The organism is Sulfolobus tengchongensis, assembly GCF_036967215.1.
Classification (GTDB): Archaea; Thermoproteota; Thermoprotei_A; order Sulfolobales; family Sulfolobaceae; genus Saccharolobus; species Saccharolobus tengchongensis_A.
On the sequence record NZ_CP146016.1, the window covers coordinates 2,695,699 to 2,707,408 of the forward strand.

Here is an 11,710-nt window from a genome sequence, read left to right on the forward strand (position 1 = left end):
TCCGTCTAATCCTCCTTCGTTAAACGCAACAAAGATAAGCTTAAACCTCAAACCTTACTTTTCAGGACTACCAATTACGATTAATCGAACAGCGCTAACAATGAATTTTAGTAAGTCCGTCTTAATCTCAAACGGATCCGGCGAGCCAATCCTCAATGCTATTATACACATTCTAACAATGAATGCGACACAAATAGCCCCAGGTCCATACTGGGAGGTCAGTGATCTCGCTGGCTTTGTTTACATGAATAAAGCAAACACAACAAACTACCTTTCGGCAGTACAGAACTTGACAGATATACATTTTTATAATATATCATTACCATTCTACTCGGCGGAGCCTTTTATTGTGTCATATCCCCCCTCAGATAACGTTACGCCTTCTGTTTCTTCAAAGATCGTGAACTCTTTCACTGTGGAGGCAGTGATACATCTCTCATATACAACTAGTATGTATCTCGTGAAGTCATCATCGCACTCAGTTACTCGTTGTAATCATGAAGGTAATACGACATCGTGTGTGACGTATCATTATGTCACGCGATGGTATGATATGCAAGTTTCAGGTATTGCACAACTACTAGCGAACGGCGTAGTGATCGCAGACCAGAGCTTCTCGACAACATTTACATGGAATGGCGGAACCTACGGACCTGAGACCCTCTACGGAAGCTATACCGTTCCCCCAGGGGTTCAGAAGCAAGTCTATGCTTCATATGAACTCCAAGCGGGGGCGGGAGAGAACAGTTATTGGTCAGGAAATACGCACTACACTAATTATTACCCGACAGGTCCTACTGCTATTACACCCGTAAATACGTTCACCTGGTATGAATATCTAGTGGTTGTTCCGTTACAAATACAAGTTGATAACGGGACTTCTCCCGTCACTACGATCACTTTGCAAAATAGTACATACAAGCAGACATGGACTGAGACTGGGAGAAGTATTTCCGTGAGTCCCGGTATGTTAGAATGGACTAGCGCTCCTTATGATTTCAATGTATCCGTAGTCACTAAAGATCATATCGAATACAATAATCAAACGTTGTATAGAACATGGAACGCAGGCACTATCGAGGTAGACCCCTCATGCTATAGTGTATCTTCAGGTAGTTTCCCTGGGAGCGTAATAGTGAACTATTACTTGAACGTTACAATGAATTCTAACATAGTTCAACAACCGTCCTGGGTCTTCCACCATGTACCGCAACAATACGTGTATAGTTTCAATTTCGCAAATAATTACACCAACGGAGTTGGATACTATTACGCGTTAAGCAAAGCACTATCACAATATTTCGATGACTTCCAGATCTTCGAAATTATACACTCAATTCAATCACAGATGAGGGAAATTAACGAAACAATACTGCCAGTCTATTCATTAGAAATCAAAAGCGGTTCAATATTTGATATATACACACAGATCACAGTCCTACAGTTCACAAACTACTGGCACAACTTTACAAGTCCTAACGGGAGCGTTCTCTTACAAGCATTCGACTATATGAACATTAGCTATATTCTAATCAAAAACGGAACGTACAACTACAGCGGAGTCCTAACTGATGCATTAATTATACCTAACAGACTACCACCAAACATATCAGCATTACTTGTAAACGGGACATATAATTACTATCTCTGGCTGAACTATTCAGAACCACCTATACAATTTATAACATCTCGTCCAATACAAATGCAAACGACATTCTCCCCGATACCATGAGTATAAAAAGATATGATATTGTATTGGTGAGAGGAAATGATTGACCTAGGTACTTTAATAGATTACGGAGTATATGGAGCTTGGTTAGCTGTTTTTGGCGGACTTATTTTAAGTGCAATATACATTGCGTTAGGCAAGGAAGAAGGGAAGAAGCTTCTTATTGGTTCAGTAATTGCAGCATTTATATTAGCCTTTGGTTGGATAATCTTGTCATCATCAATCTCGTATCAAAGTTATAACATACCTGGCTGGAGTGATATTGCTTATATTATCTATGCGGCAGCTGCGACTGCTGTCATTGCATCAGCAATAATGTTTCTCCGTGGTGATTCCAGAGAAGCATTAGGATATTTAGTAACAGCAGCAATATTGCTTTGGGCTATCAATTATGGGCCAGCAGTTCTAGGTGTTAATAATCTAAATCTGAACGCACAACCCCCAAGTGTTGATTTTGGAGGAATAAGTGTTGCTGGCTTTTCATTTGGTGGAGTTCCAGTGAGTTGGTTAGTCGATCTCCCAGACCCTAACACTCTCCCAGGCTTTCAAAGTATGTATACAACAGCACAGAATATTTCCTTAGCCGTACTTGGGATAGCAGCTGCAGGTGCTTTAATATATTATATTTTTGAAACAGAAGATGCGTTTGAAGCACTAAAAAGAACGTCAAAAGATCTCATTGTAGCTGTACTTTTCATATATGCGATTCCAGATATATATTCTCTATTTGCTCAGATCATTAACTACATGTCAAATAGCCTTGTTAACCCACAACCTATCCAAAACGCAATCGCAAATATGGATAATGTGGAAGCAGCTATCATCGCAGGTGGATTTGCTGGGGGATATTTCGTACCTGCATTGGCCGATATAGCTTCAGATTTATTATTCTCATTATTCATAGCAGCAGCTTTAGCTGCAATCAGATTCTTCGTAATTGCTGCAGCAATACTACTAGCACCTCTATTTACAGCTTTGTGGATGTTTCCTCCTATCAGAGGAGCTGCTAAGTTTTTAATGGAGATCATATTAGGACTAGGATTTGCTGGCTTAATCGCTGCTGGTATGTTGTATTTACTTGCAAATATCTTGAATAAGTTCCCTGTGTTGTACTTAGCATCTCCAGTGTTGTTCGGCTTCTTCCCAATGATGCTCGGCTTCGGTGGAGCAACTAGCTTGATTTCAGGAGGAACGAACTTGATACCATTCAGAAGACCTAAATCGCAATCTGGTGGTCAGTCTACTGTAGCTGGGTCAACTACTGCTCAGACACAATTAAAATCTATACAAAGAACAACAACACCGCAAGGTACTTCAGTCACCATTCTCAGAAAACCATCCGCTGCTCCTACAGGAATCGTCGGAAGAATTAGGAATAGGGAACAACAAGTACAAATACAATCTGGTATAGCCCCAGTACCTCAGCAATCATTCTTAGATAAATTAAAGTACAAGACGGACAGAGAGATCTTACCTCCACCTAATGCGATGCAAAAAGCACCATCAGGCAACTTGAGACTTGATATGAACCAGGTACGTGGCATATCACAAATAGGAGGGAACATAACGCCAGCGAGATCCGATATCTGGTCAAAAGTGACAAAACAAGAAAGGATTCCTTATGCAATTGTATCTGGTGTTGCTGCTAACGTGAAGGAAGGCGTAAAGATGACGTTAGATAAAACAATAGATAAGATAGATGCATTTCTGAAAGCACACGGATTAAACTTTAGAATGAGAGAAGCTAAAGAATATATAATAAAGAATATAAAATTAAAGAAACCTAAGATTACTCCATAATGGTGATAAAAATGGCGGAAACAATTGAGTTTCCGGACACAGTTGAGTTAATTAGAAACGATCAGATGCCTGAAAATCTCTATGCCCCTGATGGAACTTTACTAATAAGTGATAATGATTACATGGCAGAAACGCCACTCATCAAGAACAGGAAGAAATGGAGATTATATCCAAATGTGGAATTATACTCATTTGACGGAGAGACTGCTGTTTATAGGAGATTAAGCGATGGTGTCCTGGTCAGAATGACAGATGTTTATGCAATTAATATGGTCGGAATTGTAAGGAGAAATCCAGGGATTACTGTAGAAGAGGCAATTGCTACAGAGCTAAAACAAATTGAGGATAATGAGGGAGAAATAACTGATGAAAAGGAGATGGCAGCAACACTTTCCGTACTTTATTATGCTCTCGCATTAACAATAATACATGACTTAGTGAGATTGCAAAAGTGATTTTCTTTTTTTATTTTGGTTTACTGGGGAGTAAACCGAGTAATTTTCAAGATTGTTCATTGAGAATTTTATCTATTTCCTTTAAGTACTGAGCAACAATTTTCCCCTTCTCAGTCAACTTTACGAATCTTCGTCTAGGGAACTCTTTCTCTCTTTCTTCCTCAATTAACCCCATCTCTTTTAGCTCATTAATTGCCTTCAACACCGCCGAAGAATTTGTCTTCGTCAAATCAATTACCTGAGTTACCGTTAAGAATTCATCACTTAAAACAAGCAACACTCTTTCTTGTACTTCTGTTAATACTTTTCGTTTTGCGTGTTCTGACAAAACGAACGACAAGCCTCGCCCTTCAGGGCGGGGTAAAGTTTTTAAAATCTTCTGAATACTTTAGAGTGTGGAATATAAATCAACTAGGCATGTAAAATACCTCTGCAACTACCACTTCGTATGGATACCGAAATACCGCAGGAAATTGTTAGCGAGTGAAGTAGCTGAATATACTAAAGAGGTACTAAAGTCTATTGCTGAGGAGCTTGATTGCGAGGTAATAGCCCTAGAAGTAATGCCAGACCACATCCACCTCTTCGTCAACTGCCCACCGAGATATGCGCCATCATACCTAGCAAACTACTTCAAAGGAAAATCAGCAAGACTAATACTCAAAAAATTCCCAGAGTTGAGGAAGTACACTAACGGGAAGTTGTGGACTAGGAGCTACTTCGTATCAACTGCTGGTAACATATCAAACGAGACAATAAAGAGGTACATAGAAGAGCAATGGGCGAAAGAGGGTGAAGAGGGCTAACGTGGTTAAACTAGTCCTAGACAAGAAAACACACGAAAGGTTAAAGGAGTTAGCAATAGCCACCGCGAAGTGCTGGAACGAAGTTAACTGGCTAAGGATGCAACAGTTCAGGGAAGGGAAGAGGGTGGACTTCAATGAGACTGAGAAGGCTGTGTATGCTAAGTACAGATCTATACTCAAAGTTAACGCACAACAGGTAGCGAAGAAGAACGCCGAGGCTTGGAGGAGCTTCTTCACACTAATAAAGATGAAAAAGGAAGGCAAACTACCGAGCTGGTTCAAACCAAGACCTCCAAGGTACTGGAAGGAAGATGGTAAGTATAAGCTCGTCCTCGTTATTAGGAACGATAGGTACGTGATAAACGAAGAAAGAAGGGAAATCTACCTAAAGGACTTCCACCTCACCCTCAAGTTCAAGGGCAAGCTTAAGTGGAAGGGAAAACAAGGTAGGTTAGAAATAATATACGATGAGGCTAGGAAATCGTGGTATGCTCATATACCCGTAGAGTTTGAACATGAAGCAGAGAAGGGTAATTTAACAGCTTCTATAGACTTAGGGATAGTTAACCTAGCTACCGTCTACGTCGAAGACGGATCATGGTATTTATTCAAAGGTGGCTTAGTCCTATCCCAGTACGAGTATTATAGCAAGAAGATACAAATCATACAAAAGACCCTAGCAAGGCATAAGCAGAGGAGGAGTAGGAAGCTAAAACTCTTATTTGAGAAGAGGAAAAGGTTCCTCAAACACGCTTTGAACAGTATGGTGAGGAAGACAATGGAGCTGTTGAAGGAGAAAGGAGTAGGTAGACTTGTAGTAGGGCATCCGAAAGACATAGCAAGGCGTCGCGGGAACAAACTAACGGTTAACTTCTGGAATTACGGCTATGTTATCAAGAGGTTTAAAGAGGTTGGGGAAGAAGTTGGTATAGATGTGGTTGAGGTTGATGAGGCGTATACTTCAAAAACTTGTTCCCTGTGCGGGGAAGCCCATGAAAATGGGCGTATTAAACGTGGTCTCTTTAAGTGTCCCCGCACGGGGAAGGTAATAAATGCGGACTTAAATGGTGCAATGAATATTCTACATATCCCCGAGTCCCGAGGAGCTAGGGGGAGAGGGCAACCCCTAGCGAGGGATAGGGGTAATGGGCTGAAGGCCCAGCCCGTGGTCTACCGCTGGACGAATGGAGCGGGGTGGGTGTGTAAAGCACCTACTAGCTATGAAGTTGTGAGGGTGAAGGCGGTAAACCACAAACCTATGAACCGCCCTAGGGGAACCCTCGCCCTTTAGGGCGGGGAGGAAGTCAGATAAACCCAGAACTTATAGGACAATTCTTCAAGTCAATTGAGAATAACAATATAAATAATGAAAACGTTAAATTAGGTAGCATAGGTGGTGAAAAAAATGGATAAGAGGGTAATAATCACAATAGGTATAATAATAGTTGTAATAGCTGCAGTAGCAGGTATTTTATTATTAAATCATAAATCGTCGACAATGCAAGTTTCATCGACTACTAGCAGTTCTTCTACTACGACTACAGCCACTACTACCAGCACTACTACCTCAACAACGACATCTACTACAAGTTCTACAACAACATCTACAACAACGACATCCACAGAGATAAAAGCTCATATAATATATTTCCTTAACATTACAAACACCTCCTTTGGTTCATATTACTATTATGTTGCCGTAGCGGAAAATGTTACAACAAATATAGTAACTTTATCGATCTCTGGTGTGGGTCAGTACCCCGTTACTGTAAAACAGTATAACGGTTATGTATTGCTAATATTTTCTGTGTATAATAAACAAATAAACTGGACGCAAATTCCTTCAGATGCATATTTCTTAATGTTGTCAAATGGGAAAGAGATAAGTTATAACTTTACATATGGAGGACAATGGACTTTCGGTTCTATTTAATTCGATTCGTTTTTTAATTCGAAATTTTTTATTTATTTCGATAAATAAAACAATCCGTTTATCCAAAAAGCTTAATCTCTTTTTCTGAAATACCCAAGTCAGAAAAGTACTCCTTATACCTTGAATCACAGAGATATACTTTTACAAAATCGTTAGGATCCCTGAACGCTCTGCCGATAGTCTGCTTTATAGTAATTAGTGTAAGTTCCTTTGCAACTTCCTCCTCAGTCTTCTTAGTAACCTTAGATAGTTTCTCAATTCTTCTCTTAATTAAAGCATCACTGACATCTGGATAAGGCAAACCAGCAAGCACCATATCACTAAATAAGTTCCTATTACCCTCATCTCTAAACTCCACTCCCTCACTTTCCTTTGCCCTCATAACCAAAAGTACCGCATATTTCCCCTCCTTCATAAGCTCCAGTATTTCCTCATGAGTTATCCTCTTACTCTCCTCTAACACGGGTAAACCGTTAAGGTACTTCTTCACCTCACTCTTAAAATCATAACTGGGAAAGAAAACCAAGATATTTGAGGAAGCCCCATCATAGACCTTTTTTATGATTTCTGCATATTTTTCAGCGTTAGCCCTCCTGTACCTGACCCTCGAATTAACATAACTGCAGTAATAATATTCCGCTTTCCCCAATCTAACTTCAACGTTTATCCTATATCCTTCTAAACCCAAATCCGGCAAAGTACCGCTCATTAATACCCTTTTATCTGCAAAATTGAATGACTCTTTTATCATCTCTATAGTATCTGAAGGGATTACCATGAGCTTTCCGTTGCAGTTAAACGTGTCCCCTTCAGTATTAAAGAAATCGTATACTGACCTCAAATAAGACCTCTTAATAGGTCCTTTTATCATATTAAGGTAAGATAATGAGGCTTTATGGATTTGCAGTAAGACTTCAGCTGAAGGTTTAGGATACAAAGGCAATTCCCTACACCCTCCCTCATCCACTATATTTTCCAAAAACTTACCCAGTTCTACGAGAAATGCCCTAACATCACTCAAATCGTTATTCGTATTGCTCTCTACCTCATCCAACTCCTTCAATGCATTGTTTACAGTCTTTTTGCCTATCTTCTTAGAAAACCACTCATCCCCATTGATCAAATTGTGAGCTTCATCTACAATTACTAAGAGCTCGTCCGGTTTAATACAGTCTTGTGACCCGCATACTATCTTCCTCCTCAGAAAGGGGTTGAAGAAGTACATGTAGGAAGCTACGATAACGTCTACCTTAGTTATTAAAGCCCTAAGAGAGTGGTAGGGGCAAAAGTCTGAAGCGTCTTTACTTAATTGGAGTATTTGCGATGGCTTTAATCCGCTTAAGTCCTTAATTTTATCCCTTAAAACACATTCCCTGCACTCTATGTCCTCAGGTTTGATATCATCGGTAGCATAAGGGCATACGGAGTTCTTTCCGAATAAGTAGGTTATTTTAAGCCCTAATCTCTCCGCTTCCCTCCTCACTGCCTCAAACTCACTATGCGTTCTTGTGAGGAATAGGATCTTCTTATGCAGTGCTTTACCTAACAGTAGTGTAAATAGTGTTTTTCCGGCTCCGGTAGTTACATTGAGAAGGAGCGTCTTTTTAGTCTTTAAAGCGTTCAAAGCTTCATCAAATTTCTGTTTCTGCCATTCCCTCAAAGTTATTTCCATTCACTACACCTTCCTAACAGTTTCCACGGGATAACGTAGATTCCTTCAACCTCATCCGGGATTATAATGCCGTATTTGTTCAAGAAGGCTTCAAGATCCTTCCACTTCTCTGGAAGTCCCTGCTCCAAATCACGTAAAGCTCCTACGTTTATTGCGTAGCATTTCCCTTCAACCTTAATTAGTGCTATTTCTAACGGTAGTTCTGCAAACCCCTTAGTCTTTAAGTCGTTTAGGAAATCATTCTGGGTTTTACTTTCAGTTACCTCTTGTTTTACTAAGAGTTGCCCGTTTAACTGGGGAGTTAACTGTTGTTTTTCTTCTTCCTCTTGTTTTAGTTCCTCATTAGCCTTCTTCCACTCCTCGAGAAGCGGATATTCTTCATTTTCATCTAACTCTCTCTCCTCTTCTTCACTTTCATCCTCCTCTTCCTCATTAGTTTCACCTAAGTCTTCCTTTACCCTGGACTTACTACTTTTCTTGGCTTTTTGCAGTTTCTCTACCTTTTCATCGGTCTTTAATTTGCTAATAGCTTGTGAGACTGCCATTCTATGGTTTACTATCTCCTCCAGTAAGTCCTTCCTTCCATTCAATATTATCTTTCTGCCATCAGTTAGTAATGCGTTCCTCTCATAAGGAGGTAACTTAGCTACTGCGTCTAATAAGCCCATTTCTTGAAGTTTAGTATAGATTTTGTAGGCAGGATCTATTCCCAGTTTTCCTTTTAGGATATAATCGGTTAGCCAAGGTGCATTCTCCTTAATCCTTATATAGTAGTCTAATGTTCTATCATCGATCCTTACGTTATACTTCTTTAGCTCTTCTTTTACAGCATTCCTTAAATCAGTGAGGCTTTGAATTTTTTTCTCATTATTGCTAAAAGTTGAACGGGTACCCCGTTCAACTTTACTCTCATTATTTGTAACTTTTTCAATTTTTTCTCTGTTATTCGAGCTAAGTTGAGTCTGGGGAGACTCAACTTTTGTCTCTTTAGAATTATTATTGTCACTCTGATTATTTTTTAGCATTTTCATCTTTTCCTCTACTGCTTTTTCGATCAATGCTAATGCTTGAGCCCTGCTTAATTGCCTTTGAGTAAGATTTGTAGATACCAGTAAATCGTATTCATCAGCTCTTCCATCAGTCTCGTAAATAGCTACTGGAACTTCCTTAATTCCCAGCTCTCTGGCTATCTTTAGGCGAGTGTATCCGTTAATCAGCTCATAATTTTGATTAGCAATGAGCGGTACTTTTATCCCATTCTTAGCTATGTCCTCCTTAATCTTATCATACATGTTATTTTCCGGTATGAAGTTCTTAAACTCCTCAACTTCCTTAATGAGATCGATAGAAATCGTTTTGTACTCCTTCAGCTTACTCATTGAACCACCTCCGTGATCTTCAGTAACTTTTCTATGTCTTTCCTTTCCTTACTTACAGATTCAGAAAGCTCCTTGGCTCCTTTTTCAGTAATTTTATAGAACTTCTCGTTATCTTCTATTCTTTCAAGCTCTACAAATCCGTATTCTACTAATCTAGCTATTACGTTTGCTACTGTCTGGTATGGTATATTAGTCTCTTTCGATATTTGTCTTCTGCTTTTGCTTTTCTTATCTATTAGGGTTAGGAGTATTTTTGCTTCATTAGAGAGCGGATCTAACATGGTTATTCCATGTTATAGTTTTTAGAACAAATATATAAAGTTACATGTTATAAAATCTAGTGCAAAGAACTTAGTCTTATTACATTATATATAAAGTATAACATGGAATGGATTACACACTTTCAGAGACCGCCCAAAAATTATTGGTCGCATTACTCAAAAAAGACGGTATAACTATAAGGGAATTGATAGATTTAGCCGAAGTTAATAACACTCCCGCACTCAGAGCTTTGGAAGAACTCCAGAAATATAAGTTAATAAGAGAGGAAAGAGAAAACACATTTCCTAGAAGAAGGCTAGTTTATCTAACTGATGATGGAAAATATGTAGCCATAAGAATAAAGGAAATTATGGAAGTATTAGTTAAGAATCATCCACCTTTATGATTAATCTAACGTTTCTGTCAAAACATATCAACATCTTTGAAAAGAAATCTTCCCTACCTAAAATAAGGCTAGGAAAAACTCCTTCATATACACCGAAATCGGCTACTGCAACTGGTATTTCAACATTTTTATTTAGCTCTAAGAAATGAAATTTTAATTTATACCTTTTTGTATGTAAATTTAGATTTGTTAATATGATGGTATCAAAGTAATGATCTTCTAGATTATTAAAACACTCGTTTAACGTTCTCCTATTTATTAAAGAAAATCTACTACCGCTATCTGGTAATGCGTATATCAAAACATCTTCTCCAGACTTAGGACACTCCATCCTTACTTTTATTAAAGGTACTGAGTATCCCTCAGCATTAACGAAAGGGATCTCTATTTCTTTATTCATACTAACTCTTCTCTTGCTTCACTACCGTTAAAATATCATACTGACTCCTTTTATAGCCCTTCTTTTTCATAATCTCCTCAACTTCCTCCCACGAATTGCCCTCAGCCACAATATTCCTATTCTCATCTATTGCCAAATACTTTCTTACGAGCTTAATGTTCTCCGACATACTCTCAAATTAAATACTTACTTCTAAAGCTATAACTTTACTTACTGTTCTATGTTCTATGCTTTAGAACAAATAACTTTAAATACATGTTCTATGTTATAGTTTTTAGAACAAACATGATTTCCACACAAATCCCCTCAAAATCCATGATTAAGAGAATAGATGTTTTTTACACATTAGGTGAAGGTGTAATCGTAAGTGCAGATATAGAAAGTAAGTCCAGACCAAATTTAACACACTATACTAGGCTAGTAATAGACCCCATAACAATGAAAGTTATCAAAAGCAGTTGCGATTGTGAGGGATATACATTCAAACATAAATGCTGGCACATCAGAGCATTAGAGGACTTAACTAGTACTGAACTAAGGAATGAAATAGAGAAGGCAAGGAATGAAATGTTGAGAGAGGAAGAAGAAATTGCAAGTTGGGGTAAAGAGGAGGTTGAGCTGTATAAAAGCTAAGCAAATTGAAGTGGATTTGAAGAGATGGGAAGAGTTAGTGAAGTTAATCCAGATCTACTTTAACTTAGATGAGATTACGAACTTTGCAGTATTCGAATTGGAAGATACTAAAGCGGTAGAAGAGCTGAGTAAAGTGAAGGGACAGGTGAGACAGATAATCGAAAAAATGATAAGTTAGGAGTTTTTATTCTGCTTCGTTCTCTTTTTTGAGATCATCAAACAGTTTGTGTAATTCC

The 11,710-nt window shown here is 38.6% G+C and carries 15 protein-coding genes; 9 read left to right on the forward strand and 6 right to left on the reverse strand.

Annotation, left to right across the window (positions count from 1 at the left end):
* Window positions 1–553 precede the first annotated feature (553 nt).
* The 3 genes from V6M85_RS13620 to V6M85_RS13630 are packed head-to-tail and all read left to right on the forward strand — an operon-like array spanning window position 554 to window position 3,984.
* Window positions 554–1,732: a hypothetical protein gene (locus V6M85_RS13620; RefSeq protein ID WP_338601243.1), complete on the forward strand. Its 1,179-nt coding sequence runs from the start codon at window positions 554–556 to the stop codon at window positions 1,730–1,732.
* A gap of 36 nt (window positions 1,733–1,768) precedes the next feature.
* The gene (locus V6M85_RS13625) at window positions 1,769–3,529 is read left to right on the forward strand and encodes a hypothetical protein (RefSeq protein WP_338601244.1); all 1,761 of its coding nucleotides are present in this window, start codon (window positions 1,769–1,771) and stop codon (window positions 3,527–3,529) included.
* Between the two features lie 11 nt (window positions 3,530–3,540).
* Window positions 3,541–3,984: a hypothetical protein gene (locus V6M85_RS13630; RefSeq protein ID WP_338601246.1), complete on the forward strand. Its 444-nt coding sequence runs from the start codon at window positions 3,541–3,543 to the stop codon at window positions 3,982–3,984.
* 46 nt (window positions 3,985–4,030) lie between these two features.
* Here V6M85_RS13630 and V6M85_RS13635 read toward each other — a convergent pair whose 3' ends face one another.
* Complete coding sequence (locus V6M85_RS13635) at window positions 4,031–4,324, reverse strand: winged helix DNA-binding protein (protein ID WP_338601249.1); 294 nt, start codon at window positions 4,322–4,324, stop codon at window positions 4,031–4,033.
* 55 nt (window positions 4,325–4,379) lie between these two features.
* Here V6M85_RS13635 and tnpA point away from each other — a divergent pair, with 55 nt between their 5' ends.
* The 3 genes from tnpA to V6M85_RS13650 all read left to right on the forward strand — a co-directional run bounded on the left by tnpA (window position 4,380) and on the right by V6M85_RS13650 (window position 6,723).
* Entirely contained in the window at window positions 4,380–4,790 is a 411-nt protein-coding gene (gene tnpA, locus V6M85_RS13640; protein WP_338601252.1) for an IS200/IS605 family transposase, read from the forward strand.
* On the forward strand, window positions 4,777–6,081 hold the full coding sequence (locus tag V6M85_RS13645) for an RNA-guided endonuclease InsQ/TnpB family protein (protein ID WP_338601254.1): 1,305 nt from the start codon (window positions 4,777–4,779) through the stop codon (window positions 6,079–6,081). Before tnpA ends, V6M85_RS13645 begins: the two co-directional genes overlap by 14 nt.
* Before the next feature lie 114 nt (window positions 6,082–6,195).
* Window positions 6,196–6,723, forward strand: coding sequence for a hypothetical protein (locus tag V6M85_RS13650; RefSeq protein WP_338601256.1), 528 nt, complete (start codon window positions 6,196–6,198; stop codon window positions 6,721–6,723).
* A 58-nt stretch (window positions 6,724–6,781) separates the two neighbouring features.
* Here V6M85_RS13650 and V6M85_RS13655 read toward each other — a convergent pair whose 3' ends face one another.
* Genes V6M85_RS13655 through V6M85_RS13665 form a run of 3 tightly spaced genes read right to left on the reverse strand, consistent with a single transcriptional unit; the run spans window position 6,782 to window position 10,055 of the window.
* Window positions 6,782–8,395, reverse strand: a complete 1,614-nt coding sequence (locus V6M85_RS13655) for a helicase C-terminal domain-containing protein (RefSeq protein ID WP_338601258.1) — start codon at window positions 8,393–8,395, stop codon at window positions 6,782–6,784.
* Window positions 8,386–9,774, reverse strand: coding sequence for a ParB N-terminal domain-containing protein (locus V6M85_RS13660; protein WP_338601261.1), 1,389 nt, complete (start codon window positions 9,772–9,774; stop codon window positions 8,386–8,388). The genes V6M85_RS13655 and V6M85_RS13660 overlap by 10 nt, the downstream gene beginning before the upstream one ends.
* Window positions 9,771–10,055, reverse strand: a complete 285-nt coding sequence (locus V6M85_RS13665) for a DUF4364 family protein (protein ID WP_338601263.1) — start codon at window positions 10,053–10,055, stop codon at window positions 9,771–9,773. The genes V6M85_RS13660 and V6M85_RS13665 overlap by 4 nt, the downstream gene beginning before the upstream one ends.
* 107 nt (window positions 10,056–10,162) lie before the next feature.
* Between V6M85_RS13665 and V6M85_RS13670 the strand changes: the two genes are divergently transcribed.
* Window positions 10,163–10,441, forward strand: coding sequence for a hypothetical protein (locus tag V6M85_RS13670; protein ID WP_338601265.1), 279 nt, complete (start codon window positions 10,163–10,165; stop codon window positions 10,439–10,441).
* Here V6M85_RS13670 and V6M85_RS13675 read toward each other — a convergent pair.
* Both V6M85_RS13675 and V6M85_RS13680 read right to left on the reverse strand, forming a co-directional pair.
* Window positions 10,419–10,841, reverse strand: a complete 423-nt coding sequence (locus tag V6M85_RS13675) for a conjugal transfer protein (RefSeq protein WP_338601268.1) — start codon at window positions 10,839–10,841, stop codon at window positions 10,419–10,421. The genes V6M85_RS13670 and V6M85_RS13675 overlap by 23 nt on opposite strands.
* A gap of 1 nt (window position 10,842) precedes the next feature.
* On the reverse strand, window positions 10,843–11,010 hold the full coding sequence (locus V6M85_RS13680; protein ID WP_338601271.1) for a hypothetical protein: 168 nt from the start codon (window positions 11,008–11,010) through the stop codon (window positions 10,843–10,845).
* Between the two features lie 116 nt (window positions 11,011–11,126).
* Here V6M85_RS13680 and V6M85_RS13685 point away from each other — a divergent pair, with 116 nt between their 5' ends.
* Window positions 11,127–11,474 carry an SWIM zinc finger family protein gene (locus V6M85_RS13685; RefSeq protein ID WP_338604831.1) on the forward strand — a complete coding sequence of 116 codons (348 nt, stop codon included), beginning with the start codon at window positions 11,127–11,129 and terminating at the stop codon, window positions 11,472–11,474.
* Window positions 11,455–11,652, forward strand: a complete 198-nt coding sequence (locus tag V6M85_RS13690; protein WP_338601274.1) for a hypothetical protein — start codon at window positions 11,455–11,457, stop codon at window positions 11,650–11,652. The genes V6M85_RS13685 and V6M85_RS13690 overlap by 20 nt, the downstream gene beginning before the upstream one ends.
* The last annotated feature ends 58 nt before the right edge of the window (window positions 11,653–11,710 follow it).